Genomic DNA, 25,872 nt, shown 5'->3' with positions numbered 1-25,872 from the left:
GGTCGCGTTGCCCGGCATGCCCGTGACTGCGACGGACGCCTTCCGGCACTGCGAACGGATCGCCGCCGAGCACGGCCGCACCTACCATCTGGCGACCCGGCTGCTGGCGCCCCCGGACCGGCGCGCGGTGCACGCGCTGTACGCGTTCGCCCGGACCGTCGACGACATCGTCGACCACCCGCACGACGACGCGCCCGGCGAACTGGACCGACTGGAGAAACTGCTGCGCGAACGACTCGACCATCCGGGCCCGATCGGCGACGATCCGGTGCTGTACGCGGTGGCCGCGACCATCACGCGCTACCGCATCCCGCACCGGCACTTCTGGGCCTTCCTCGACGCCATGCGCATGGACGTGCCGGGCACACCGCAGTTCCGCACCCGCTACACCGACCTGGCCGAACTGCGCACCTACATGCACGGTTCGGCGGCGGCGATCGGGCTGCAGCTGCTGCCGATCCTGGGGACGGTGGTGCCGCTCGCCGAGGCCGAGCCGGCGGCGGCCGCGCTCGGAGAAGCGTTCCAGCTCACCAACTTTCTGCGGGACGTCGCCGAGGACCTGGAGCGCGGCCGCGTCTATCTGCCGGGTGACCACCTGGCGGCGTTCGGTGTAGACGACGAGTTGCTCGCGTTCTGCCACCGGACCGGGCACACCGACCGGCGGGTGCGGCGCGCGCTGGCCGACCTGATCGCGGTGAACCGCGCCGGCTACCGCGTCGCCGATCCGGGGATCGAGCTGCTGCGCCCCCGGGTGCGGCCCGCCATCCGTACCGCGTCCCGGCTCTACGCCGGCATTCTCGACGAGATCGAACGCTCCGGCTACGCGATCTTCAGCCGGCGCGCCACCGTGCCCGCGCACCGCCGATTCCGGGTCGCCGCAACCGAATTCGCCCGCTCCTAGCAGCACGCCCGACCACTCCCACCGGCGGCGGTGAGTCCCGTTGCGGCCCTGTAGTGTTTGCGGTGGAGGAGCCGTATCGGCTAGGGACGCAGGAAGAAAGACCGCAACGTGGGGGAACCAACCGGGGCCGGCGGGACCGGCCCACAGTCGCGCGCAGACTACGAACGGGCCGCGGCCGCCGGTGACGCGTCCGCCATGTTCGACCTCGGGTATCTGCTGGAGAAGTCCGATCCGCCGGACCGTGCCGGCGCCACCGAGTGGTACGAGCGGGCGGCCGCCGCCGGAAACACCAAGGCCTACTTCCGACTCGGGTTCGTGCTGGACAAGAGCGACGACGTCCGCGACCAGCGCACCGCGATCGGCTGGTACGAGAAGGCCGCCGAACTCGGCGACGCGGTCGCCATGTACAACATCGGCATCATCGCGAGCGAACGGCTCGACCCGCCGGAATTCGATACCGCGCGAACGTGGTTCGAACGATCCGCGAAAGCCGAATATCCCGACGCCTATTTCCGGCTGGCCTACCTGCTCAGCGACTGTATCGAGCCGCGCGACAACGTCACCGCGGTGCACTGGTACGAGAAGGCAGCCGCCACCGGCGACGCCTCGGCCATGAACAACATCGCGCTGCTGCTGCGGTTCCGGATCGAACCGCACGACCTCGACGCGGCCCGCGCCTGGTACGAGCGCGCGACCGCGGCCGGGCACACCGGTGCGCCCTACGAACTCGGCAGCATCCACGAATTCGACCTGAACGACTATCCGGCCGCCCGGCGCTGGTACGAGAAAGCCGCGGCGGCCGGGAACACCAAGGCCTACTTCCGGCTCGGCTACCTCTGCGCGCAGAAGCTGGAGCCGCGCGATCCGCAGGCCGCCCGCGGGTGGTACGAGAAAGCCGCCGAACTCGGCAACGTCAACGCCCTGTACAACCTCGGCCACCTGCTCCGGTACACCCTCGACCCGCCGGACATCCCCGCCGCCCGAAGATATTTCGTGCGGGCCGCCGACAAGGACGACACCGACGCGCTCTACGAGCTCGGGCTGATCGACGAAATGGACCCGGCCGGCTATCCGAGCGCTCGCCGCTGGTACGAGCAGGCCGCGGAAGCCGGGAACACCAAGGCCTACTTCCGGCTGGGCTATATGTTCGTCAACCGGATCGAACCGCGCGACCTCGCCGCCGCGCAATACTGGTACGAGAAGTCCGCCGCGGCCGGCGTGACCAACGCGGCGTTCAATCTCGGTCACCTGCACCGCTATACGATGCAACCGCCGGATCTGGCCACGGCACGCACCTGGTTCGAGCGCGCGGCCGAAGGCGACGACGTCGACGCCTTCTACGAGCTGGGCCGGCTCGCCGACCTGGCGCCGGCCGACCCCGCGACCGCGCGCGGCTGGTACGAGAAGGCCGCGGCCACCGGGCACACCAAGGCCGCCTTCGAACTCGGCTACCTGCTGTCGACGGTGATCGAGCCGCACGACTACGCGACCGCCCGCACGTGGTACGAGCAGGCGGCGGGCGCCGGGCACAGCGAGGCCGCCTTCGAGCTGGCCTACATGCTGGCCGAGAAGGTCGAGCCGCGCGATGTTCCCGCGGCCCGCACGTGGTACAAGAAGGCGGCCGAGAGCGGTCACAAGATCGCCATGTTCAATCTCGGCCAACTGCACCGGTTCACCCTCGAACCGAAGGATCTCGCCGCGGCCCGGGTCTGGTACGAGCGGTCGGCCGAGGCCGGATATCCCCGGGCCGCTTACGAACTCGGGCTGCTGGCCAAGGCGGACAACGATCCGATGGCGCTGATCTGGTTCGAGCGGGCCGCCGCCGGCGGGCACGCCACCGCTATGAACGACATCGGCCACCTGCTGTGGTCACGCGGTGCGGGACGCAACGCCGCCGCGGCCTCCGCGTGGTTCGCGCGGTCGGCGGCGGGTGGAAACGACACTGCCCGTTCCAATCTCGTGATCGTGGGGGCGACCCAGGAAGCGCCGGAGCCGGTCGTGGGCACCCGAACGGTCGCGGCCACCGCGTTGCCGCGCCCGGTTCCGGCGGCGGAACTGGGCCTGCCCGCACCCGAGACGGCGACCGGGGTGGCGGCGGTGCTGGACGCGGCGCTCGAGGATGCGCCTCACCGGCGCAACGCTTTCCGGCTGGCCGGGCTGCGCACCGATGCCGACGGCCGCGGCCTGCGCCGACGGGTCACCGAACTCGAGGCCAGTGAGCGGCTCGGCACGCCACTGGCGCGAGCCGGCCTGCTGCCCCCGGTTCCCGAGCCGGACCCGGGCGAGGTCAAGACCGCGCTCAACCAGTTGCGGGAGCCGCTGCAGCGGTTGGTGCAGGAACTGTTCTGGCTGTGGCCCACCGACGGTGTCGACCCGGGCGCGCCGGGCGCGAATATGGAGAGCGCGGAACGGATCTGGCTCGACGCGCTGCGGCAGGACCCGATCGCGGCCCACAATATCGCCGTCGTGCGCCACGTCCAGGCCCTCGAATCCGAGCTGGGCACCCGGATCGAGACGTGGCTGGACGCCCTGACCGCCTGGGATGTGGCCATCGGTGCCGCCGCCACCTGGCAGCGGCTGCGCGAGCGCGCCGAGAAGATCGGCGACAACCGGCTCGGCACACCGGCTTTGGCGGAATTGCGGCACGCCCTGCCGGCCGCGCTGCTGCGCATCCACTCCGATCTGATCGTGCGGGCCGCACTCGACGGCGATCAGGCCGGGGCCGACCTGCACGTCGACGTGCTCACCAGGTTCGCCGAACAGATCGGCAACGCGCCCAGCGTGTTCGACGCGGCCACCATCGAGGCGGCGCGGGACGCGGCCGTTCGCAAACTGGCGGCCCGCACCGGCGCGTTCACCGCCGAACCGGCCCGCATCGCCGACAACGAACCGACCGGGGCCGTCGCGGCGGCGGACCGGCTGCTCGACAGCGCGCAGCTTCCGCTGCTGGTCATCGACCGGCTGCGGCCCACGCCGGACGCGATCGTGAACGGCCTGCACGACGACATCGCTCGCAGCGCGATGAGCGCTGCCGCCGCCGAATTCAACGAAACCCGCTCGGCCGCACCGACGATCACCATCCTGGAACGAGTCGCGGTGGTGGCCTCCACGCCCGCGGTACGCGACAAACTGGCCGGCGACTGGGCGATCCTGGCCCGGTTCCGGGTCGACGAACTGTGCGTGGCCGCCCGCAAGACCCTCGACGAGGACCCGAAACAGGCGGCCCAGGCGGCCCGGGACCTGCTCGCCGCGGCCGGGGAGCAGCTGGTCCGGATGCGCATGGTCCCCGCTCCCGACGACGAGCTGATCGTGCGGGCGCAGGACCGGATCGCTTCCACCGTCACCAATTGCGCGGTCGGCTATTTCAACGAGACCGGTGAGCTGGAGACGACCCGCGAGCTACTGGACCGGATCCGGCCGATGGCGCAGAGCACCGAGACCAAGGACTATGTCCGCGAACAGGATTCCACCCTGGGCAAGATCACACAGCGGCGGGCGGAGGCGCAGCGGCTGGTGGACACCTGCTGGTTCTGCGAGCAGCGGCCGGCCGCGGAGGCCGCGAAATTCGAGGCGGGCCTGCATCGCGACGTCGTCCGGCGCGGGAACACCCGCAGCTGGAAGACGCTGAACGTCGATGTCCCGCGCTGCGCGGAATGCCGGGAGGAGCACCGGCCCGGTGAGCGGTTGTCGACCATCGGCACACTGCTCGGCCTGGTGGGCTTCCTCGCCGGGTTCTTCGGCGGTCTCATCTCGCTCAGCGACGGGCATCCGCCGGGGGCGATCGTGGCCGCGGTCATCGGGGTGCCGATGGCGATCATCGGGGTCGCCATGGCGATGTCGCCGTCGGCGCGGGCGACACCCGAGCGGGCTTACAAATATCCGCGCGTGCTGGAACTCATGTCCGACGGCTGGTTGAAGGGCGCCAGGCCGTAGCGGCCGGCGACGGAGGGGAAAGAGGATGACAGACAAGGATTTCCGGCCACTGCTGGTGGAACTCGCGACCGGCGTGTGGCGGTTGCGCACCAAAGTCGAAGCCGGAACTCAGGATCCGGATCGGCTGCTGAAATCACTGGCTCGGCAACTGGATTCGCTCAACGACGCGCTCACCGAGGCCGGGGTCGTGGTCCAGTCGCACACCGGTGAGCGGTTCGACGCCGGCCAGTCGGTGGAGGTCGTCGCCTACGCGCCGTCGGCTGCTGTGCGCCACGAGACCGTCACCGAGACGATCACGCCGACCGTGTACCTCGACGGCAAACTGGCCCAGCTCGGTCAGATCGTCGTCGCGATTCCGGAGGTTCAGCCATGACTCGCACCACCGTCGACTTCGGTATCGACCTGGGCACCACCAACAGTGCCGTCGCCGTTCTGCGCGGCGTCGAGGCCGAGGTGATCAAGAACAACGAGGACGCCGACACCACCCCCTCCGCGGTGTGGATCGACAAGCGCGACAAACTGCGGGTCGGGCGGGCCGCGAAGGAACGCAGCGAATCCGATCCCGACAACACTGCCGCCGAGTTCAAGCTGCGGATGGGCACCGCGCAGGAGACCGTGCGCTTCGCCGCCAGCGGCCGCGAACTCACCCCGCCGCAACTGTCCGCCGAGGTACTCAAGTCGCTGCGGGCCGATGTCGCGCAGCGACTCGGCGAAGACATCGAAGCGGCCGTGGTCACCGTGCCCGCCGCCTTCGACATGAGCTCCTGCGAGGCGACCCGCGCCGCCGCCGAAGCCGCCGGGCTGCGGTTCGCGCCCCTGCTGCAGGAACCGACCGCGGCGGCACTCGCCTACGGCTACCAGGCCGCGGACGAGAACGCGCGCTGGCTGGTCTACGACCTGGGTGGCGGCACCTTCGACGCCGCGGTGATCCAATTGCGCGACGGTGAGTTCACCGTGCTCAACCATCGCGGCGACAACTACCTGGGCGGCAAACTCATCGACTGGCGCATCGTCGAGGAGCTGCTGATCCCGGCGGTTCGCACCGAATTCGGCCTGCCCGACCTGGCCCGCGGTTCGGCCCGCTGGCGGCCGGTGGTGAACAAGCTCAAGCTGCACGCGGAGAAGGCGAAAATCGCGCTGTCCCGCGGTAATTCGGCCGACATCGAGATCGACCTCGACGACGGGACCGGGCGGCACCGGTTCGAGTTCTACTACGAACTGCAGCGCGCGGACGTCGAGCGGCTGGCCGAACCGCTGCTCACCCGCTCGGTGAACCTGTGCCGCAAGGCGATCGAGGAAGCACACCTCGGTTCCGGGGACATCGCCAAGCTGATCCTGGTCGGCGGACCTACCCTGTCGCCCTACCTGCGCGAGCATCTCACCGATCCCGAACGCGGCCTGGGCATTCCGCTGGACTTCAGCCAGGACCCGATGACGGTCGTGGCTCGCGGTGCCGCGATCTTCGCCGGTACGCAACGGATTCCGGGCGGGTCGGCGCCGGTCGCGGTCGCGGGCGGATTCACCGTGCAGCTGGAGTACCCGCCGGTCGGGCCGGACCGGGAACCGCTGGTGATCGGTGTGATCGCCGGCGCCGACGGGACCGTGCCGGCCGGGCTCAACGTCGAACTGGTCAACTCGGCGGCGCGGCCGCCGTGGCGCAGCGGCAAGGTCCCGGTCGGCGAGAACGGCGCCTTCCAGACCTACCTGTTCGCCGAGACCGGGACCGCCAACACCTTCGAGATCGAGCTCACCGACGCCACCGGCACCCGGCGCGAGCTGAGCCCGAACACGTTGTCCTACACCGTCGGTGCGGTCGAGACGCAGCCGCCGCTGATCCACTCGCTCAGCGTCGGCCTGGCCGACAACTCGACGGTGAAGCTGATCGAACGTGGTGCGCCGCTGCCGGCGCGCGCCCGCAAGCGGCTGCGCACCGCGGCCGCCGTGCACCGCGGCGGGCGGACCGGCCTGATCCGCATCCCGGTGCTCGAGGGCGAGCACGCGCGCGCCGACCGGAACCGGATCATCGGCCGCCTCGACATCACCGCCGATCAGATCGAACGCAGCGTTCCCGAAGGCAGCGAGATCGAGGTGACGCTGGAGATCGACGCGTCACGCATGATGGTGGCGCGGGCCTACCTGCCCTACCTCGACACCGAGTTCGAGAACGTGGTCGACCTGCGCACCGAATCCCTGCCCGACCCGGCCGAACTGCGGCGGGAGACCGATCTGGAACTGCAGCGCCTGGCCGACGTCCGCGCCCGGCACAAGTCGGTGGGCAACCCGACCTCGGAGTTGCTGCTCATGCGCATCGACGACGAGCAGACCGTCACCGACGTCCAGCAGCTGGTCGACGCGGCCGCCTCCGACCCCGATGCCGCCGTCGCCGCGGCCCAGCGCCTGCGGGATCTGCGGGCCGCCATCGACGAGGCCGAGGACGAGCTGATGTGGCCCAGCCTGGTGGTCCGCGCACAGGAGATGCTCGGCTACGTCCGGCGCGCGGTCGACGACGTGGGCGACGACATCTACCGCCGCCAATACGACCAGCTGGACGTCTCGGTGCGCGAGGCCATCGACAGCCGCGCGCCCGACCTGCTGCGCCAGCGCACCGGCGAGCTGAACAGCCTGTGGCGCCGGGTCCTCGACCACACCGGCGAACTCCAGGTGATCATCTTCGAGCGCCTCGCCCGCGACCGCAACGAGATGCTCGACCTGCACCAGGCCGACGAGCTGATCGAGGAGGGCCGCACCGCGGTCCGCGCCGGCGAGATCAACCGCCTACGGATGATCAACACCCGCCTGCGCGCCCTGTTCGCCGAACCGCCCGCGGAACCGGACCCGTTCAGCACGATCCGCAGCGCGTAAACGGTTGCACCGCACCGGAATCGGACCCGAGACTCGGGCCGATACCGGTGCGGTGGACGCGCGAACCCGCGGTGTGCGGGTGTGGTCGGCGCGCCGAGCACATCCGGCGACGGTACGCCGGTGCGGCAGCGCCGATCTCGTGATGTGTGGTCCTGTGGTGTCGGTATCGTCGGCAGAATTCGGGTACGGGAGGAACAACCAGTCATGGGCGCGATCGGACCGGGTGGCGTGTTCGCCGGCTTCCGGATTGTGCGGGAGCTCGGGGCGGGCGGGATGGGTCAGGTGTTCCTGGCGCAGGACCGCAGCCTGCCGCGCTATATCGCCTTGAAGGTGCTCAACGACGCGGCGGGGCAGGATGCCGAGCTGCGGGCCCGATTCCTGCGCGAGGCCGATATCGTCGCGCGCCTCGACCACCCGAACATCGTGACCGTGCACGCGCGCGGTGAGGAGCGCGGGCGGCTGTGGATAGCGATGGGTTTCGTGGACGGCACCGATGTGGAGAAGGCGCTGCGGGCCGGCGCGCTCGACCTCGGGCGGGCGGTCAAGATCCTGACCGCCACCGCCGACGCGCTCGACTGTGCGCACGACGCCCGGGTGCTGCACCGAGACGTCAAGCCCGCCAATATCCTGCTGACCGCTGGACCACGAGAACGGGTGGTGCTCACCGACTTCGGGATCGCCAAGCCGATCGACGAAATCTCCTCGCTGACCCAGACCGGGAAGGTGCTGGCCAGCTTCCAGTACGCGGCCCCGGAACGCTTGCACGGCACCGCATCCGGCGCCCCCGCCAGCGACGTCTACTCCCTCGGCTGCACCCTCTTCCACATCCTCACCGGCCGAACCCCGTTCGCCGGTGCCAACCTCCCGCAACTCATCTACGCCCACCTCTACACCCCGCCCCCGGCCGCGAGCGCGGTCAATCCCGCCCTCCCCCGCGGCGTCGACGCGGTGATCGCCCGAGCCCTCGCCAAGAACCCCGCCGACCGCTACCCCACCTGCGGCGCCCTCGCCGCCGCACTCGCGGCCGTCCTCCCCCCACCCCCGAGATTCGCGCCCCCGGTCCACACCCCACCGGCGGCACCGCCGCCGGTCGCCACCCGTGTACCGGCCGCCGCGGTGAGCGGCCCCGCCGATGCGGCAGACCGGGCCTCGGCAGCTCAGGACAGCGCCGCCGCCACACCGAGCCAGGACGCAGTCGACAACTCGGCGGCCGCCCGCGCGAACCCGATGGCTCCCAATTCAGCTGCGGCAACACCGAACTCAGCGGCCCCGCCGATCGATTCGGCGGCTCCGGGCCGAGCAGACAACCGACTCGGCCGCGCCGACGCCGCCCCCGATTCTGCTGTCGCGATGTACGGGCAGGCGGCCGCAGGCAACCGCCCAGTGGCACCTGTCGTGCAGCCGCCGACTCCCAATTCAGCTGCGGCAGCATCTAACTCCGCAGCCCCGGCTCCGAACCCAGCCGTCGACCCACTCGGCCGCGCCGACCCAGCCCCCGAAGCTGCTGATGCGGTGCAGGGCCAGGTGGCCGCAGGCAACCGCCCAGTCGCAGCCGTCGTGCAGCCGCCGACTCCCAATTCAGCTGCGGCAGCATCTAACTCCGCAGCCCCGGCTCCGAACCCAACCGTCGACCCACTCGGCCGCGCCGACCCAGCCCCCGAAGCTGCTGATGCGGTGCAGGGCCAGGTGGCCGCAGGCAACCGCCCAGTCGCAGCCGTCGTGCAGCCGCCGGCTCCCAATTCAGCTGCGGCAGTATCCGACTCGGCAACTCCCCCTCCGAACCGAGCCGACGACTCGCTCGGCCGCGCCGACGCAGCCCCCAGTTCTGGTGCTGCGGTTGCCAGCTCGGGTGCGGAAGCGTCCGGCCCGGTGTACCCGCCCGCCGCGGCCGACCGATCGGGCGCCGCGGTCTCCGGCCCGCCGGTTACGGTTCACGGCTCGCCCGGCTCGGTCACCCATGTCGTAGATCCGGCCGGCCCGTCGGCCACGATCGGTGCCGCCATCTCCAGTGCGGGGGACGGTGACATCGTCGCGATTTGCCCTGGTACGTACCGTGAATCGCTGCGGATCGACAAGCCGATCACGCTGGTCGGGCGGGGTAGCCGGGACGATGTAGTGATCATTTCGGCGGACGGTCACACGATCGTGTGTACGGCGGCGGCGAGGCTCGAGAACTTGACTGTGATCCAGGAGGGGGCCGGGTCCACGAAGGCTGCGCTCGATATCGGGGCGGGCAGCGTCGAAGTGACCGGGTGCGAGTTCCGCAGCAGTGCCGGTCCCTGCGTCGCCGTGCACGACGACGGCGATCCGGTCCTGCGCCGCAATGTGATTCGGGACGGGAGCTCGAGCGGGATCGCGGTGTTCGACGGCGGCCGGGGCACGTTCGAAGCGAATCGGATCCACGGACAGCCCACCGGGGTGCTGATCGCGTCCGGCGCCACACCGGTGTTGCGGGAGAACACGATCGAGGACGTCACGCAGTTCGGGGTACTCGTCGAGGGCGAGGGCACGGCCGGCGTGCTGGAGCGCAACGAGCTGCACGGCGCCCGGAACTGGCGCGAGCACGCGTCGGTGCCACTCACGGTGCGCACGGGGGCGAACCCGGTCGTGCGGCACAACACCGTGCGCGCCGGCGACTACATCGGGGTGCGGCTGACCGAGGGTGCGCTCGGACTGTTGGCGGACAACCGGATCGAGTTCGGGGACGGCGCCGGCGACAGTGACTGGCCGGCCGTATGCCTGGAGTCCGGCGCGGGATCCACGCTGCGCCGCAACACCGTCGCCGATCCACGGCAGCGGCGCAACGGCCGGCCCGAGGGGGTCGCGGGCGCACCCTTCGGGGTGATCTACATCGCCGACGAGACCACCACCGGGCTGCTGGAGGACAACACCGTGCGTGCGCATCTGGACGCGGTGGCGCTGGTCGTCAAGTACGGCGCGCATCCCACGGTGCGCCACAACGACATTCGCGGCGGCAGCACCGGCGTCCTCGTCGGCGACGCCGACACCGCCGGACTACTGGAACACAACACCCTCACCGAGCACGACTGCGCGATCGCGGTCCTGTCCGGCGCGCATCCGACCGTGCGCCACAACACGATTCGCGCCAACGGCGTCGGCATCGATCTGCTCGAGGGCGCCCCGGTGATCGAATCCAACACCCTGAGCGAGCACCGCGAAGCCGCCGTCCGCGTCTACCGGCACGCGAATCCGGCTTTGCGCCGCAACACGATCCGCGCCAACACCGGCTACGGCATCTGGATCGCCGCCGGCGGCGCCGGCACTGTCGAAGGCAACACTCTCACCGGCCACGACCACGAACCCGCCGTACACCTCGAACCCGGCGCCACGGTCACCCTCGACGACAACGTCCTACACGACAACGCAGCGGGTGACGTCCGCCGGCTGTGAGCCGCGCACTCCACCGGCGCGCGGCCGCCGTACCGTCCGATCACCGGCCTGAATGCACAGATGTCGGCCCGGCCTGAGCGCACCGTGGTCGCCCACATGTGGCAGATATTGCCGTCAGAGGCGTCAGATTGTGCGCTGAGGCCGGACGAGTCCTTGTCCGGGTGCACCGATCGCACTGAACATCTACCGCGCCGAGCGCACGGAGACCTCGCTCACCGAACCGAGTCGCGACAGCGGACCCGGCGGGACGCACGGCTCAGCGCGGCGGGGCGTGCGGCACGCCGCCGACACCCGCCGGATGTGATCCGCGACACTGTTCGCGCCCCGGCCGTGGCCGGCTCAGAACGGGTCGGCGGCGGCTCGCCGGATGACCTCGCGGGCCAGCGGGCCGTGCAGGGCGTCGATCGGCCGGCCGGGCAGGGAGTCGTCGACGGTGTAGATCCATTCCAGGATCTCCTCGTCGGTGTACTTACTGTCGCGCATGACGGTGATCAGGCCGGTCAAATGCTTCGTGACCTGCCCGGATTCGTCGAAGAACTCGGCCGGGATCCCGGCGACACCGTCGCGGCGTACCGCGATCAGCTGGTGATCCCGCAGCATCTGGTGCACTCTGGTCACCACGATGCCGAGTTGCTCCGCCACATCGGGCAGCGAGAGCAGGGTCACCGCCTTCGGGAGGACGTCGCTGCTGCAAGGAAAGGCACTCACGCCGAACACCGTAGTCCGTGGCCGACGACCCATCGTGAGACACCCGGCCGGTATCCCCCGATAACATCGGGGAGGTCGTCCCGGGGCGACAGCCACGTGTCGCCGTGCTCGCGAGAGGTGGGAAGCGTTGTGAAAGTCGGAGGACATCAGTTGATCGGCCAGATGCTGGACGAGCGATACCGCATCGATGCGCCGATCGCTCGAGGTGGGATGTCCATGGTCTTCCTCGGGGAGGACACCCGACTGGACCGCCCCGTCGCGATCAAGGTGATGGATCCGAAGTTCTCCGGCGATCCGCAGTTCGTCAGCCGCTTCGAATTCGAGGCCCGGTCGGTGGCCAAGCTGAAGCATCCGTCGCTGGTGGCGGTCTACGACCAGGGTGTCGACCGGGAGTACCCGTTCCTGATCATGGAACTGGTCGAGGGCGGCACCCTGCGCGAGCTGCTGCGCGAACGTGGCCCGATGCCGCCGCACGCGGTCCGCGCGGTCGCCCAGCCGGCGCTGGCCGGTCTGGCGGTCGCCCACCACGCGGGTCTGATCCACCGCGACATCAAGCCGGAGAACCTGCTGATCTCCGATGCCGGCGAGGTGAAGATCGCCGATTTCGGCTTGGTCCGCGCGGTGGCCGGTTCGTCGACCACGTCGGCGAGCGTGATCCTGGGGACCGCCGCCTACCTCTCCCCCGAGCAGGTGACCGAGGGCACCGCCGACGCGCGCAGCGACGTGTACTCGTTCGGCATCCTGATCTTCGAGATGCTCACCGGCCGAACACCTTTCACCGGTGACACCTCGCTGTCGATCGCGTATCAGCGGGTGGAGAAGGATGTGCCGCCGCCGAGCTCGTTCATCGAGGGCGTGCCGCCGGAGTTCGACGAGTTGGTGGCCCGCGCGACCGCCCGGGAACCCGTGCACCGCTTCGCCGACGCCGCCGAGATGGGCGCCGAACTCGAGCGCATCGCGGCCGTCCTGGGTCTGCCGGACTACCGCGTGCCCTCCCCCAAGGATTCCGCCGAACATCTGTCGGCCAAGTACAAGACGGTGATGCCGGCCCGTCCCGCGCCGCAGCCGCCGCGCGCCGACGACACCACCCATCGGTTCGAGCAGCCCGCGCACACCCAGGTGCTGACCGCCGGGCAGCCGATCGCCGACCCGGCCCAGCACGGCATGGCGCGGCCGGTGGCGCACGAGCCGCGCCGCCCGCAGGAGTACTTGCCGGTCGACAAGCCGACCCGCCGCCGGACCGCGATCTGGGCCACCGCCGCCGTGGTCGTCCTCGCCCTGGTGCTGGGTGCGGGTGCCTGGTGGGCGGCCATCGGGCAGTACACCTCGGTGCCGTCCACCGCCGGCATGACAGTCGACCGAGCCGCCGCGGAACTGCAGAGCGCCGGTTTCAAGACCTCGACCCGCGACAAGGCGTCGGAGACGGTTCCGGTGGGTGGTGTGGTCGGCACCGATCCGGCCGCGGGCGCGCACGTCGCCAAGGGTTCGACGGTGGCGGTGCTGGTCTCCAGCGGCAAGCCGAAGGTGCCGGCGCTGCAGCCGGGCGCCCAGGTGACCGCCGTCGAGCAGGCGATCCGCGACGCCGGCCTGATTCCGGTGCGCGGCGGCGACATCGCCAGTCAGGTACCGAAAGGCACTGTCGCCCAACTCGATCCCGCGCCGGGTACCGAACTGCCCGGTGGCGCGATGGTGAAGATGTACACCAGCAAGGGCTCGACCCCGGTCCCGATCCCCGATGTCCGGGGCAGGACCGAGCAGGACGCCACCACCGCGATCACCAATGCCGGACTCTCGGTGAAGGACACCCGAACCCAGTTCGACTCGAAGATCGACGGGGGTGTCGTGGTGGGTACCGATCCCGGCGCCGGCACGTCGGTGCTGTCCGGGAACGCGGTCACCCTGCTGATCTCCAACGCCGTGAAGATGCCGGACGTGACCGGTCAGCCGGCCGGTTCGGCGCGCGGTCAGCTCGAGGCGCTGGGACTGAAGGTCAATATCAGCCAGATCCTGAGCAACGATCGTGGCACCGTGCGGATCCAGTCCGTCGCGGCCGGGACTCGCCTGGAGCCCGGCACCCAGGTGGTGCTGACCGTTCTGCCCTTCTGACCTACCGGCTGACCAGGCCCACGCGGGCGTCGCTGAGCAGCTGGATCGCGGAGACCCCGAGGGTGGCCGCGGCGAGGTTCAGGGCCTCTTCCAGGACGGCGCCGGAGCTGGCGCCGACCACGTGGCTCTGTTCCAGCTCGCCCTCACCGCGGGTGACGGCCAGCCGGCAGCGCCAGGTGCCGCGGACGCGGTCGACCATGGGCCGGTCGATGGCGACGCGGATGCGGACACCGTCCTGCACGAAGTCGTGCTGTGCGAGTACCGGTGCGAGCTGTGGTGCGGAGTGCCGATTGACGACCATTGACTGGCCGGCGGTCACCGAAACGGTCTGCATGCTGCCTCCAGAAGCCTCACTGGTTCCTCCCGTTTGAAACCATTGAGGAAATGTTACCCGATCGACGATAATTAGCAACTGATCAGCTAACACTAGCGGAGAACCGCCTGTCACAGGTGGAGAATCGGTTTCAGCCCGGCATCGACCGTAGCCGCACCGTCACGCGACAGCCAGCAACGGATCCCCCGTCTCCGGATCGTTCACCGCGACCACCGCGTGCGTGGAGAACACCTCGACCAGCGCACCTCGCACACTCGGACTGATATTGGTGGTGACCTGGGCAGCAACCGTCACCGGGTCGTAACCCCAGGAGATGTTGTAGATCAGCAGCCGGCTGCCGTCGCGCAGCACGACCTCCGACGGATACCCCTCCCGGTCCCGATCACGCAGCAGGCGCAGAATCGTGCGATCCGCGGGGTCGACGCGCAACGCACCGGCCCCACGGAACACCACCGACATGTCGGGTATCACCGCAACATCTCAGCGACCAGGAACGCCAGCTCCAGCGACTGCTGGGTGTTCAGGCGCGGGTCGCACGCGGTCTCGTAGCGGTCCTCCAGATCCAGATCCGAGATGTCCTGCGCGCCGCCGAGACATTCGGTGACGTTCTCGCCGGTCAGCTCGATGTGCAGGCCGCCCGGGTGGGTGCCCAGCGCGTGATGCACCTCGAAGAAGCCCTGCACCTCGTCGATGACGCGGTCGAAGTGCCGCGTCTTGTAACCGGTCGACGATTCGTGGGTGTTGCCGTGCATCGGGTCGCACTGCCAGATCACGTGATGGCCGGTGGCCTGGACCTTCTGGATGATCCCGGGCAGCACCTCACGCACCTTGCTGTTGCCCATTCGCGCCACCAGCGTCAACCGGCCGGGCTCGTTGCGCGGGTCCAGCCGCTCGACGTACTCCACGGCCTGTTCCGGAGTGGTGGTCGGGCCGATCTTGAGCCCGATCGGGTTGGCCAGCAGCTCGGCGAACGCGATGTGCGCGCCGTCGAGCTGACGGGTCCGCTCGCCGATCCAGACGAAATGCGCCGACAGGTCGTAGAGGGCCGGCTCACCGGCCGAGTTCTCCGCCAGCCGCAGCATCGCCCGCTCGTAGTCGAGCACCAGCGCCTCGTGCGAGGCGTAGATCTTGGCGGCCTTCAGGGTCGGGTCCTGCACACGGCAGGCGCTCATGAACCGCAGGCCGCGGTCGATCTCCTCGGCCATCTGCTCGTAGCGGGCGCCGGCCGGGGACTTGGCGACGAAGTCACGGTTCCAGTCGTGCAACCGGTGCAGGTCGGCCATGCCGGCGTTGGTCAGCGCGCGCACCAGGTTCATGGCGGCGCTGGCGTTGGCGTAGGCGCGCACCAGCCGCGACGGATCGTGCTCCCGCGCGGCCGGGTCGGCCGCCAGGCCGTTCACCATGTCGCCCCGGTAGGACTTCAGGCCCATGGCGTCGATGTCGGACGAGCGCGGCTTGGCGTACTGGCCCGCGATGCGCGCGACCTTCACCACCGGCAGGCTCGCGCCGTAGGTGAGCACCACCGCCATCTGCAGCAGCGTGCGGATATTGCCGCGGATGTGCGGCTCGGTGTTGTCGGCGAAGGTCTCCGCGCAGTCACCGCCCTGCATCAGGAAGGCATTGCCCAGCGCCACCTCGGCGAGCTCGGTGCGCAGCTCGTCGACCTCCGCCGGGACACAGATCGGCGGGACACTCTCCAGCACCGTACGCATGTTCGCGGCCAGGACCGGGTCCCAGGAGGGCTGCTGCAGGGCCGGGCGGGCCAGCGCGTCGTCGAGCCGGCGGCGCAGCTCGTCGGGCAGCGGAGGGAGTTCCGGCAGGCGGTCGATCGGTACGTCCACGGTCCAGTTCACCTGCCCAGAATAGATACGGGAGAATAGCCGGGCCACACCGCCCGATCCGGTCGGCAACCACGCGCGGCGTTCCGGATCGGGCGGATCGACGACCGATGCCGAGGGCACCCCGCCCGCGGCCACCAGAAGGAGCACCGCGATCACGCTCAGATACTTTTACGACTGCGAGTTCATCGAAGACGGGGTCACCATCGACCTGGTCTCGATCGGCGTGGTCTGCGAGGACGGGCGCGAATATTACGCGGTGTCCACGGAATTCGACGAACGCAAAGCCGGCCCCTGGGTGCGGCGCAACGTGCTGCCCAAACTGCCCGCCCCCGCGTCACCGCTGTGGCGCGACCGCGCGACCATCCGGGACGAGCTGTACCGCTTCCTGGTCCCCCGCCCGGCGGTCGAACCGCAGCTGTGGGCCTGGGTCGGCGCGTACGACCATGTCGCGCTCTGCCAGCTGTGGGGTTCGATGGTCGATCTGCCCGGCAACCTGCCCCGCTACACCAACGAACTGCGCCAGTACTGGGACATGTCCGGCCGACCACCACTGCCGCCCGTCCCGAAGGGCGCGCACGACGCGCTGACCGACGCCCGCCACAACCTGGCCAAGTTCGAGGCCGTGGAAGCTCATCTGCGCCGGACGGCCTGAACCACCGGTTCCCTCGGCGGACGGCCGGACAGGCGCGTGGCGTTCGTGTCGCGCGGCCGCGGCGGCCCCCGGCTCGGGACAACGAAACGGCCCCCACCTGGGATCAGGCGGGGGCCGTTGTCGAATCCGTGGCGATCAGCTCGCGAGGGTCTCCGGGATCCGCGCGGCCTCGGGCTCGTCGGTCGCGCCCTTGCGCAGGCCGTGCGCGTACACGTCGACGTACTCCTGGCCCGACAGCTGCATCAGCTCGTAGATGATCTCGTCGGTGACCGCGCGCTCGACGAACCGGTTACCGCTCATCCCCTCGTACCGGGAGAAGTCGATCGGTTTACCGAACTTGACGATCACCTTCTTGCGCCGCCACCGGAACGGTCCGGGCGGGCAGACCTCGTTGGTGCCGATCAGCGCGACCGGGATCACCGGGACACCGGTCTCCAGCGCCAGCCGGGCCACACCGGTCTTGCCCTTGTACAGGCGGCCGTCCGGCGAGCGGGTGCCCTCCGGGTACAGCCCGACCAGGCGGCCCTCCGCGAGCAGCTTGCGAGCGGTGTTGAGCGCGTCCTCGGCGGCCGAGGCGCCGCTGCGGTCGATCGGGTACTGGCCGGTGCCGGCGAAGAAGAACTTCTGCAGCCGCCCCTTCACGCCCGGGGTGGTGAAGTACTCCGACTTGGCCAGGTACGTGATGCGCCGCGGGCTCAGCAACGGGGTGAACAGCCAGTCGGTGAACGACAGGTGATTGCCCGCCAGGATCGCCGGGCCGTCAGCCGGAATGTGTTCCACACCTTCGACTTCGGGCCGGTTGTACATGTGCATGAACGGTCCGACCAGCACGTACTTCAACAGCCAGTAGAACATCGCGTCCTTTCCCCGTGCACCCGTGGACCTCCGACTCCGCGCGGCGGTATCCGTTAGCGACTCTACCGTCCGCCATCAGGCGCGACAAACCTCGCAGGACCGATTTCACAGTGGTGAAACACGTGCTTCACCAGCCGAGGTGAGCGCGGCACGCGCCAGTTCCGCGGCGCCGATCATCCCCGCCGCCTCCCCGAGCTGGGTCGTGCGGATCCGGGCCAGCGGCCGATGCCGGCCGCCGGTGACCGCGGCCGCGTAGTGCTCGCGGGCGGCGTCGAGGAACAGCGGCGCCGACGAACTCACGCCACCGGCGATCACGATCAGATCAGGATCGAAGATGTCGCCCACGAACGCCAGTCCGAGCCCGAGCCAGCGCGCGAAATCCGCGATCACGGCCAGCGCCACCGGATCACCGTCCTGCGCCGCACCGGCGACCCGGCGACCGGTCAGCGAACCCGGGTCGCGCACCACCTCGCGGGCCAGCGGCGTCGCCCGGCCGGGCACGGTCGCGAGCGCCTCGATCGCGGTGTCGACCAAGGCGGTTCCACTGCAGTACCGCTCCCAGCAACCGCGCTTCCCGCACGGGCAGGCGCGCCCGTTCGGCACCACCCGCAGATGCCCGAGCTCGGGCGCCACCCCGAAACTGCCCCGGTACAGCCGGCCCTCGACCAGCAGCGCGGCACCGATCCCGGTCCCGATCGCGACCAGTACGCCGTTGTGCGCGCCGGAGGCGGCACCGAACCGGTACTCGGCCCACATGGCCGCGTTCGCGTCGTGTTCGAGGATCACCGGCAGACCCAGCCGCGCACCGAGCCGCCGCGCGACCGGGGTGTCCTCCCAGGGCAGATGCGGCGCGAACCGCACCGCCGAGCGCTGCTCGTCCACGAAGCCGGCGACGGCCAGGCCGACCGCGTCGATCGCGTGCCCGGCGCGCAGCTCGCCCACGACCCGCTCGATCGCGTCCTCGAGGGCCGCCGCGGAATGCGGGGTCTGCGCGGTCACGGTGTCGAGCACCTCACCGGCGCCGTCGACGACCGAGGCGCGAATATTGGTCCCGCCCACGTCGATCCCGGCGGTCAGCGGCAGTTGCCGGCCGACGGTGCTGGTCATACCTTGATCGTCACCGGGATGGAGACGTATCCGGATGTGCCGCGCGGCGGCCGGTGCGCCGCGGATCCGGCAGGCGTCGCACCGGCTTTCGGCGCGGATGCCGAATCCGGCTCCGGCACAGCGGATTCGCGGGGCGCGGCGGACCCGGCCCCGAATTCCGGTGGTAGCACGGGTTCCACGGGTACACCCGCCAGGGCCTCGCGCAGGACAGTCACGATCGCGGTGCCGTGCCCGGCGATAGCCGCGACCACGTCGTGGTGGTCGCCCTTGAGCAACGCCGCCGCCGCACACATCGGGCACCACGCGCACGGCCCGGCGTCCGCGCCGGACTCCGCGGCGGCGCGGCGCAAGACCGGTTCGACCCGCTCGAGCAGGGTCTCGGCGAGCAGCCGCAGTTCTTCGGTGAACTCGCCGAATCCGTCACCGTGGACGTGCTCGGCCGACGGTCCCGTCGAGCGCGCGCTCGCCGAGGTCATTGCGCCCACACCTGCGGGTCCGGCCGGAACCGGAGCACCAGCTGGTCGCCCGTCAGCTCCGCGGCGTCGACCGTGCACTGCCGCAACTCCGGCGCCAGCCGCAACCGGCGCCGCACCCCGTCCGCTCCCACGATCAAATCGTCCTCCACTCGTCCGAGTCGCAGCGTCGACGGGTCCACCACCGGCAGGTCCAGCCGCATCGTGAAGACCGACGCCAGGCCGGTACCCGACTCCAGCCGGACCTGCGGGTGACCGGCATCGGCCGCACCGGAGGCGTCGTCCGCATCGATGCCCAGCATCATAGGGTCCGCATCGCCGGATCCGGCGGGAGCACGGGTACCGACCGCGTGGGACAGCGCCGCAAGACAATCCAGCCCGACCGGTTCGGGCCCGCTGTGGTGCGCGATCGTCACAGGCACCCCCGCGCACCGGCGGCGCAGCTCGGCGATCACCGCGAGCTGCTCGGCCCGGCGGCTCGAATACCACTGTGCCGCCGGATGTTGCGGCCCGCCCGCCGACGGCAGCGGCGGCAGCACTTTGTTCACCACCACCTCGTCCAGGCGCAGCCCGAGCAGCGCCGCCGCCGAACGCACCCGGGCCGATTCGGCGACCGCGACCCGTTCCGCGCCGGTCACCAGCCGCACCCCGGTCCGGCGGTGATCGGCCAGCAGATCCCGCACCTCGCCCACCGCCTCGGCGATCCGGTCGACCACCACGGCCAGCACCGCGCGCCGCAGATCGCCGCCCACCAGGCTCCGGGACCGCACCGGCGCCGGCCAGATCCGGTCCAGATAGCCGAGCAGCGTCTCCGGCGCGGTGACGATGCGCAGCATGTCCGCCGAGGGCGGACAGTCCAGGACGATCACGTCCCAGCTGCCGCGCCGCGCGAACCCCGCGATCTCCACCAGCATCAACAGTTCCTGCACACCGGGTAGGCCGGTCAGTTCGGCGGGATCCAGTGCGCCCGGGTCGAATCCGTGATCGTGCCCGGCACCCGCGAGCGCACCGGCCACCCCGCGGAACCGTTCCTCCAGCAGGGCCAGCGAATCGACCTCGACCACATCGAGATCGGATGTCACCGTGGACACCCCGCCGCCGTGCGGGAACGCGGTGCCGAGCGCGTCACCCAAAGAATGGGCCTGGTCGAGCGAGGCGACCAGTACCCGCTGCCCGGCGCGCGCGTGCGCCATCGCGGTCGCACAGGCGAGGGTGGTCTTACCGACTCCACCCTTGCCGATGAAAAGTTCGAGGCGAGTCGCGCTCAGCCTTCGACCCGCTTCTTGAGTTCCTTGAGGGCGGTGTCGGTGATGACCTTCTCCGCCTTGCGTTTGAACATGCCGATCATCGGAATGGTGAGGTCGACGGTGAGCTCGTAGATCACCTGGGTCGCGCCGTCGGGCTGGGCCACCAGCTCGTAGCTGCCGTCCTGGGCCTTCTGCAGCTCACCGCTGACCAGCTGCCAGCTCACGGCCTTGCCGTCCGGCCGCCAGGTGTAGGCGAGCACGTAGGAGTCCTTCACCACGCCGGCGTCCAGCACGAACCGCGCGGTCTTCGCGCGGCCGTCGGGGAATTCGGTGAGCACCTCGACCGATCGCGCTGCCGACACCCATTCCGGATAGGACCGCAGGTCGGCGATGACAGCCATCACCTGGTCGGCGGGGGCGTCGATGGTGATCGTCCTCTGAGTCCGGTCGGGCATGACCGCCAGCTGTTCCTTTCTCCCCGAGCCGAGTGTCAGGCGACCGCAGCGGGTGCGACACCGGCCGGTCGCCCGGCCTCGACTCGTGCCTTGATCTCGAACGACATGTTCCGCCCGGCCACGCGCCGGGTGCGGTTGACCGCCAGCAGTTGCCGCAGCGGCGGCACCACACCGTCGGACGGTTCGGCATGCAGGAAGTAGTGCATGATCACGCCGTCCATGCACTCCTCGAGCCAGATCTCCATGGTGCCGGTCAGCGCGCCGGTAACAGTCCAGCGAATTCCCTTGTCCGCCCGGTCTTCTCGCACCTGCAGCTCGAGGTCGGGCCACCAGCGCCGCCAGCGGGCCGGATCGTTGGTCAGCTCGGCGACGACGGCCCCGGGCGCGGCCAGGAACGTCTGGTCCGCGATCTGGATACTGCTCACGGGGCTGAGCCTAACCCAGAGCCGAGCGAGCGGGGTGTTCGAGCCGACCAGCCGCACAGCCGAATCTCACACCGAGCGCGCCCGGCCTTCCGCGCGCAGCAGCTCACCCAGTCGAGCGCCCATCGCGTCCCAACGCCAGCTCTCGCTCACCCACGCCCGCCCGGCGGCGCCCATGGCGGCCGCGGCGTCCCGGTCGGACAGGATCGCGACGATCGCGTCCGCGATCTGCTGTTCGGAGCGCCCGTCGACGACCGTGCCGGTCTGCCCCTCCCGCACGGTTTCCGGCGCGCCACCGGAGTTGCCCGCCACCACCGGCACCCCGGCGGCGGAGGCCTCCAGGTAGACGATGCCCAGCCCCTCCACGTCCAGGCCGGCGCCGCGGGTGCGGCTGGGCATGGCGAACACGTCGGCCAGCGTGTGATGGGCGGCGAGCTCGGCGCTGGGCACCCGGCCGGTGAACACGACGTCGCGGTCCAGTTCGAGGGCGCCGGCCAGCCGGCGCAGCCGCTGCTCGTCCGGGCCGCCGCCGGCGATCACCAGCACCGCGCCGTCGATCCGGCTCCGGATCTCCCGCATGGCCAGGATGAGCATGTCCTGCCCCTTGCGCGGGACCAGCCGGGACAAGCACAGCACGGTCGGCCGGTCGCCCAGTCCGTAGCGGGCGCGCAGTTCGGCCCGGGCGCCCGGGTCGGGCCGGAACACCGTCGAATCCACGCCCGGCGGGAGGTATTCGAGCGCGGCATCGGCGCCGAAGGCGGCGGCGAACCGGCCGCGGGTGTACCGGCTGACGTAGGTGACCACGTCGGTGGAGTCCCCGATCGCCCGCAGCGACTGCCGCGCGCCCGGCAGCATCGACCAGCCGACCTCGTGGCCGTGCGTGCTGGCCAAGATCCGCTGCGCGCCCGCGCGCCGCATCCACGGCGACAGCAGCGCCAGCGGCGCCGCCGCCCCGAACCACACGCTCTCGCACTGCTCGCTGCGCAGCAGCGATGCCGCGCGGCGCAACACCATCGGGGTGGGCAGCATCAGCGTCGTGGGATGCCGGACCACCTGGAACGGTTGCGCGGCATCGAATTTCAGGTGGCTGTCACCGCGCCAGCGCGGTGCGTACACGACCAGGTCGTCGGCCGGCAGTTGCCCGGCCAGGGCATGCAGATAGCTCTGGATGCCGCCGGGCCGTGGCGGAAAGTCGTTGGTGACCAGCAGAGTGCGCCCCATGGCAGCCGAGTGTATTGACGGCGCCGGACCGCGGATCTCACTGGGCCCGGGCCCGGATCCAATCCCGCCAGTGCGCGACCAGGTCGCTCGCCCCGATCCCCAGTGCCGCACGCACCGCGCTGTCGACGGCGGCGGCGTCGGCGGGACCGGTCGCCAGCCGCCGGTACAGGTCCACCAGCGCGGGCTCCCCGAACCGGTCGGCGACGAACGCGTTCACCGACCAGCCCTGCTCGTAGGCCAGCGCGGCGTCGGTTCCCGGACCAGGCACGAACGCGGCGTCACTCGGCAGCTCGGCCGGTAACTGCCCGGCCCGGGCGGCGGCGAGCAGGCTCGGTGCCAGCTGGGCGAAACTGCGCTGTTCACCCCGATGCGCCGCGTACTCGGCGAAACCCTCCAGCACCCACTGCGGTGCACCGTCGACCGTCACGGCCCGGGCCGCGACATGAGTCAGCTCGTGCCGCAACGTGTCCCGCAGGCCGTCGGGGCCGAGCCGGCGACCGGCATCGGCCGCGAACACCACGCGCTGACCGGTCGGTCGTCCGCCGCGCGGAAAGGGATCCGATACCGAGGCCGCCGCCACCTGATCGGAGACCGCGCCGGTGGTGTGGGTCAGTGCCGCGAACTCGGCCGGGCCGGACGCCACCACCAGCACCGCGGCCCGCGCCCACCCGCGACCCCACAGACCGGTCACGGCCGTCACCGCGGGTTCCACCTCACCGGCCAGCTGTTCGATATCGGGTCGCTGCCGCGCGTGCCCGAGTACCACCGAGACCCGGCCGTCCTCCGAACACACCTGCCGGACCACGACGGGCCCGTAGGACTCCATCAGCTTGTGCAGCGGCGCGATCTGCGGGTCGGCCGGCGCCAGATCGGCCTGCGGCGCGACATCCGCGCTCGGCGGCCCGGCCAGCGCAGGCAGCACCGGCTCGGGTATCAGCAGCAGCGCGCCGGCCACCGCCATCATGGCCACCGTCATCGTGGCGGTCGCCATGAACTCGAAGCGCTGCCTGACCCCCAGCCAGCCGCGCAACCCCCTGAACGCGCTCATCCTCACCCTTCGGTCGGTCAAGAGCTATTCACCACGGATCGCCGCACAAGGTACAACCTGCGCTTCGGGCGCAAGTTATCGGCTTCCCTTATGAGGTAGAGCGAGTTACTGCATGCCGAGCCGGTACCGCCGCGCACCGTAGAACGGGGTCGACCCCATGGGGGCGACCTGCACCGGCACACCGAACGTCGACGCGTGCAGGAGCATGCCGTTGCCCGCGTAGATACCGACATGTGATGCGTCGGAATAGAAGAAGACGACGTCGCCGGGCTGCAGCGAGTCCCGGTCCACCGGCATGCCGACCGTGGCCTGCTGCTGGCTGGTCCGCGGCAGATTGATGCCGACGTGGTGGAAGGCCCATTGCACCAGACCGGAGCAATCGAACTGATCGGGCCCCGTGGCGCCCCAGACGTACGGGTCGCCGACCCGGGTCAGGGCGGCGGCCAGTGCGCTGGTGCCGCTGCCGGGCACCAGGCCGCTGAGCAGGGTCTCCCGGTCGAAGCCGGGCGGGAACAGCGCGCCGGAGAGACTGTCCTGGTCGCCGCGGGACAGCTGACCCCACGCCTCGATGACCTGCGCCATCGAGCCCTGCAGGTCGGCGCGGCGGCGTTCCAGATCGGCCTGGGTCGCCGCGACGGCGTCGGCCGCGGCGTGCGCGGCGTCGGCGGCCTTCTTGGCGGCGGACTCGGCCACGTCGGCGGCATCGTCGGCCTTCTTGTAGACGCCGATCCGGTTGGCGGCCTGGGTGGACAGCATGTTCAGCGTCGACATCTGGTCCAGCATCTGCTGCGGCGAACGGCTGACCATCAGCGAGAACATCGGATCTTTGTGCGTGCCTTCGTAAGCCGCGATCACGGCCCGGTCGAAGGCCGGTTGTCGTTGCGCCACATCGGCTTGCGCCACATCCGCGGCCTGCTTGGTCTGCGCCTCTTTGGCGTCCGCGGCGTCGGCGGCGGCCTGTTTGGCGTTCAGATCTTCCTGTACGGCCAGCGCCTGCTGGTTGAGTTGTTCGGACTGGTGCGAGAGGTCCATGAGCCGGGCGACCGCGTCGCTGGCCGAGGTGGGCGGTCCGGCCGGGTCGGCCGCGGCGCCACTCACACAGGCGGAGAAGAGCAGCGCTCCCGCGGCGACTGTCCCGCCCAGCAGGCGGCCGGTCTTGGTGAGGTGATAACCATCCACTGCGCCCTGTGCCCCGTTCCCGTCACCCGTAACCACACCGAATGTCTCGATAAGATTACGGAACAGCGACTCCCCGTGTCCAGACGGCCACGAATGCGTCACGATTCCCGCTTCGATTCGTCCCGATTATGCCGTTCGGCGGCACCCGGCCCCGACCGGCCCCGATCCGTCAGAAGCGGACGGCTCCGGCGATGGGCATGGAGTCGACCGGCGCGTACTCCACCGGGCTGCCCGGGGTCGAGGCGTGCACGATGGTGCCGTCGCCGACGTAGATCGCGGAATGGCCACCGCCGTAATAGGACACGACGTCGCCGGGCTGGAGTTCGTCCACCGAGACCGGGGCGCCGGAGTTCAGCTGCTCGTAACTGGTTCGCGGGACGTCCTTTCCGGCCTGCCCCTCGGACCACTGGACGAGACCGGAGCAGTCGAAGGCGTCCGGGCCGGTCGCACCGTAGACGTACGGGTCGCCGACTCGGCTGCGGGCGGCGTCGGCGGCGCGCTCGCCGGCGGTCTGCTCGGGGCCGGGCACGCCCGGCAGCGTGAAGCCGCCGGAGCCGGAATTCGGTAGCACCGAAGCGATCTGGTCCGGAACGTCGACGGTCCCGATGCCCGGGATGTCCACGGGCGCCGCCGAGGCGGTCGCGGCCGGCACCAGCAGGGCGCCGAAGGTCGCCGCGCCGACGGCTCCGGCCGCAACGGCACGGTGGGCGTTGCGGTGCAGCCCCTGGACCTGTCGCTTGATCGCCATGATGCGGTTCCTCCTCCGCCCTGCGACGCCGTACCCGGTGGCACGTCGGACTTCGCAAGGTCTCGAAAAGGTTACGAAGTCATAACGGGGGTTTGTAAAGCTGATCTTGTGGTCACAGGCCCGAAGTCGATCAGTGCTCCCGATCGCCTGCGGCCGAGATCACACCCCGTGAAATCGGGATCCCCGCCGCGACGCCCCGGCCTCCCCCGCGAGCGTCGCCCGGGCGGGTCGCGACGTGGCACCGAGACGCCACAGACCCTTCCGAGCTGGTCTTCACAGCCGCACAGCCCCACCCCGGACCGCTCGGCGAACTGCCCGCGAACCGACCGCGACAGACCGACCGGTATCCCGAACCGATCCGACACTCCC

Annotated in this window: 21 protein-coding genes; 7 read left to right on the top strand and 14 right to left on the bottom strand. The window is 70.5% G+C overall.

Annotation, left to right across the window (positions count from 1 at the left end):
- The first annotated feature begins 16 nt into the window (after nt 1-16).
- From EBN03_RS27135 to EBN03_RS27115, 5 genes are all read left to right on the top strand, one after another.
- Nucleotides 17-901, top strand: coding sequence for a phytoene/squalene synthase family protein (locus EBN03_RS27135; protein ID WP_122191046.1), 885 nt, complete (start codon nt 17-19; stop codon nt 899-901).
- A 108-nt stretch (nt 902-1,009) separates the two neighbouring features.
- On the top strand, nt 1,010-4,834 hold the full coding sequence (locus tag EBN03_RS27130) for a tetratricopeptide repeat protein (RefSeq protein WP_122190982.1): 3,825 nt from the start codon (nt 1,010-1,012) through the stop codon (nt 4,832-4,834).
- Nucleotides 4,835-4,859: 25 nt separating this feature from the next.
- Complete coding sequence (locus EBN03_RS27125; RefSeq protein WP_122190981.1) at nt 4,860-5,207, top strand: hypothetical protein; 348 nt, start codon at nt 4,860-4,862, stop codon at nt 5,205-5,207.
- Complete coding sequence (locus EBN03_RS27120; protein WP_122190980.1) at nt 5,204-7,696, top strand: Hsp70 family protein; 2,493 nt, start codon at nt 5,204-5,206, stop codon at nt 7,694-7,696. The genes EBN03_RS27125 and EBN03_RS27120 overlap by 4 nt, the downstream gene beginning before the upstream one ends.
- A gap of 204 nt (nt 7,697-7,900) precedes the next feature.
- On the top strand, nt 7,901-11,107 hold the full coding sequence (locus EBN03_RS27115) for a protein kinase domain-containing protein (protein WP_122190979.1): 3,207 nt from the start codon (nt 7,901-7,903) through the stop codon (nt 11,105-11,107).
- A gap of 339 nt (nt 11,108-11,446) precedes the next feature.
- Here the strand turns inward: EBN03_RS27115 and EBN03_RS27110 are convergent, their stop codons facing one another.
- Complete coding sequence (locus EBN03_RS27110) at nt 11,447-11,815, bottom strand: Rv2175c family DNA-binding protein (RefSeq protein WP_122191045.1); 369 nt, start codon at nt 11,813-11,815, stop codon at nt 11,447-11,449.
- 162 nt (nt 11,816-11,977) lie between these two features.
- Between EBN03_RS27110 and pknB the strand changes: the two genes are divergently transcribed.
- Nucleotides 11,978-13,921: a Stk1 family PASTA domain-containing Ser/Thr kinase gene (gene pknB / locus EBN03_RS27105; protein WP_122191044.1), complete on the top strand. Its 1,944-nt coding sequence runs from the start codon at nt 11,978-11,980 to the stop codon at nt 13,919-13,921.
- Nucleotide 13,922: 1 nt separating this feature from the next.
- On the opposite strand, the gene EBN03_RS27100 is transcribed toward pknB, so the two are convergent.
- The 3 genes from EBN03_RS27100 to EBN03_RS27090 form a co-directional block, all read right to left on the bottom strand.
- Nucleotides 13,923-14,255, bottom strand: coding sequence for a hypothetical protein (locus tag EBN03_RS27100; protein WP_147471717.1), 333 nt, complete (start codon nt 14,253-14,255; stop codon nt 13,923-13,925).
- 159 nt (nt 14,256-14,414) lie between these two features.
- Entirely contained in the window at nt 14,415-14,714 is a 300-nt protein-coding gene (locus EBN03_RS27095) for a hypothetical protein (protein WP_122190977.1), read from the bottom strand.
- 8 nt (nt 14,715-14,722) lie between these two features.
- Entirely contained in the window at nt 14,723-16,108 is a 1,386-nt protein-coding gene (locus EBN03_RS27090) for a class II 3-deoxy-7-phosphoheptulonate synthase (RefSeq protein ID WP_122191043.1), read from the bottom strand.
- Nucleotides 16,109-16,247: 139 nt separating this feature from the next.
- Between EBN03_RS27090 and EBN03_RS27085 the strand changes: the two genes are divergently transcribed.
- Nucleotides 16,248-16,748 carry a polyadenylate-specific 3'-exoribonuclease AS gene (locus EBN03_RS27085; RefSeq protein ID WP_122190976.1) on the top strand — a complete coding sequence of 167 codons (501 nt, stop codon included), beginning with the start codon at nt 16,248-16,250 and terminating at the stop codon, nt 16,746-16,748.
- Between the two features lie 135 nt (nt 16,749-16,883).
- Here EBN03_RS27085 and EBN03_RS27080 read toward each other — a convergent pair whose 3' ends face one another.
- The 10 genes from EBN03_RS27080 to EBN03_RS27035 form a co-directional block, all read right to left on the bottom strand.
- The gene (locus tag EBN03_RS27080; RefSeq protein WP_122190975.1) at nt 16,884-17,603 is read right to left on the bottom strand and encodes a lysophospholipid acyltransferase family protein; all 720 of its coding nucleotides are present in this window, start codon (nt 17,601-17,603) and stop codon (nt 16,884-16,886) included.
- A gap of 105 nt (nt 17,604-17,708) precedes the next feature.
- On the bottom strand, nt 17,709-18,710 hold the full coding sequence (locus EBN03_RS27075; RefSeq protein ID WP_122190974.1) for an ROK family protein: 1,002 nt from the start codon (nt 18,708-18,710) through the stop codon (nt 17,709-17,711).
- Nucleotides 18,707-19,186, bottom strand: a complete 480-nt coding sequence (locus EBN03_RS27070) for a hypothetical protein (RefSeq protein WP_233608671.1) — start codon at nt 19,184-19,186, stop codon at nt 18,707-18,709. Before EBN03_RS27070 ends, EBN03_RS27075 begins: the two co-directional genes overlap by 4 nt.
- Nucleotides 19,183-20,424: an ArsA family ATPase gene (locus EBN03_RS27065; protein ID WP_122190973.1), complete on the bottom strand. Its 1,242-nt coding sequence runs from the start codon at nt 20,422-20,424 to the stop codon at nt 19,183-19,185. The genes EBN03_RS27070 and EBN03_RS27065 overlap by 4 nt, the downstream gene beginning before the upstream one ends.
- A gap of 23 nt (nt 20,425-20,447) precedes the next feature.
- Complete coding sequence (locus EBN03_RS27060) at nt 20,448-20,885, bottom strand: SRPBCC family protein (RefSeq protein WP_122190972.1); 438 nt, start codon at nt 20,883-20,885, stop codon at nt 20,448-20,450.
- Nucleotides 20,886-20,920: 35 nt separating this feature from the next.
- The gene (locus tag EBN03_RS27055; RefSeq protein WP_122190971.1) at nt 20,921-21,310 is read right to left on the bottom strand and encodes a polyketide cyclase / dehydrase and lipid transport; all 390 of its coding nucleotides are present in this window, start codon (nt 21,308-21,310) and stop codon (nt 20,921-20,923) included.
- 66 nt (nt 21,311-21,376) lie between these two features.
- Nucleotides 21,377-22,528: a glycosyltransferase family 4 protein gene (locus EBN03_RS27050; protein ID WP_122190970.1), complete on the bottom strand. Its 1,152-nt coding sequence runs from the start codon at nt 22,526-22,528 to the stop codon at nt 21,377-21,379.
- Between the two features lie 37 nt (nt 22,529-22,565).
- Nucleotides 22,566-23,576, bottom strand: a complete 1,011-nt coding sequence (locus tag EBN03_RS27045; RefSeq protein WP_122190969.1) for a peptidase MA family metallohydrolase — start codon at nt 23,574-23,576, stop codon at nt 22,566-22,568.
- Between the two features lie 105 nt (nt 23,577-23,681).
- Nucleotides 23,682-24,755, bottom strand: coding sequence for an NlpC/P60 family protein (locus tag EBN03_RS27040; RefSeq protein WP_233608669.1), 1,074 nt, complete (start codon nt 24,753-24,755; stop codon nt 23,682-23,684).
- Nucleotides 24,756-24,924: 169 nt separating this feature from the next.
- Complete coding sequence (locus tag EBN03_RS27035; protein ID WP_122190968.1) at nt 24,925-25,503, bottom strand: C40 family peptidase; 579 nt, start codon at nt 25,501-25,503, stop codon at nt 24,925-24,927.
- Between the last annotated feature and the right edge of the window lie 369 nt (nt 25,504-25,872).

Origin of the sequence: Nocardia stercoris (assembly GCF_003696265.1) — a bacterium.
Classification (GTDB): Bacteria; Actinomycetota; Actinomycetes; order Mycobacteriales; family Mycobacteriaceae; genus Nocardia; species Nocardia stercoris.
This window is presented reverse-complemented; position numbering and strand designations above follow the sequence as displayed.

What these genes read in the sequence shown, in the direction of transcription:
- EBN03_RS27135 (WP_122191046.1), top strand. Translation starts at nt 17, where the DNA reads ATGCCCGTGACTGCGACGGACGCCTTCCGGCACTGCGAACGGATCGCC.
- EBN03_RS27125 (WP_122190981.1), top strand. Translation starts at nt 4,860, where the DNA reads ATGACAGACAAGGATTTCCGGCCACTGCTGGTGGAACTCGCGACCGGC.
- EBN03_RS27120 (WP_122190980.1), top strand. Translation starts at nt 5,204, where the DNA reads ATGACTCGCACCACCGTCGACTTCGGTATCGACCTGGGCACCACCAAC.
- EBN03_RS27115 (WP_122190979.1), top strand. Translation starts at nt 7,901, where the DNA reads ATGGGCGCGATCGGACCGGGTGGCGTGTTCGCCGGCTTCCGGATTGTG.
- pknB (WP_122191044.1), top strand. Translation starts at nt 11,978, where the DNA reads ATGCTGGACGAGCGATACCGCATCGATGCGCCGATCGCTCGAGGTGGG.
- EBN03_RS27100 (WP_147471717.1), bottom strand. Translation starts at nt 14,255, where the DNA reads ATGCAGACCGTTTCGGTGACCGCCGGCCAGTCAATGGTCGTCAATCGG.
- EBN03_RS27095 (WP_122190977.1), bottom strand. Translation starts at nt 14,714, where the DNA reads ATGTCGGTGGTGTTCCGTGGGGCCGGTGCGTTGCGCGTCGACCCCGCG.
- EBN03_RS27080 (WP_122190975.1), bottom strand. Translation starts at nt 17,603, where the DNA reads ATGTTCTACTGGCTGTTGAAGTACGTGCTGGTCGGACCGTTCATGCAC.
- EBN03_RS27075 (WP_122190974.1), bottom strand. Translation starts at nt 18,710, where the DNA reads ATGACCAGCACCGTCGGCCGGCAACTGCCGCTGACCGCCGGGATCGAC.
- EBN03_RS27070 (WP_233608671.1), bottom strand. Translation starts at nt 19,186, where the DNA reads ATGACCTCGGCGAGCGCGCGCTCGACGGGACCGTCGGCCGAGCACGTC.
- EBN03_RS27060 (WP_122190972.1), bottom strand. Translation starts at nt 20,885, where the DNA reads ATGCCCGACCGGACTCAGAGGACGATCACCATCGACGCCCCCGCCGAC.
- EBN03_RS27050 (WP_122190970.1), bottom strand. Translation starts at nt 22,528, where the DNA reads ATGGGGCGCACTCTGCTGGTCACCAACGACTTTCCGCCACGGCCCGGC.
- EBN03_RS27045 (WP_122190969.1), bottom strand. Translation starts at nt 23,576, where the DNA reads ATGAGCGCGTTCAGGGGGTTGCGCGGCTGGCTGGGGGTCAGGCAGCGC.
- EBN03_RS27035 (WP_122190968.1), bottom strand. Translation starts at nt 25,503, where the DNA reads ATGGCGATCAAGCGACAGGTCCAGGGGCTGCACCGCAACGCCCACCGT.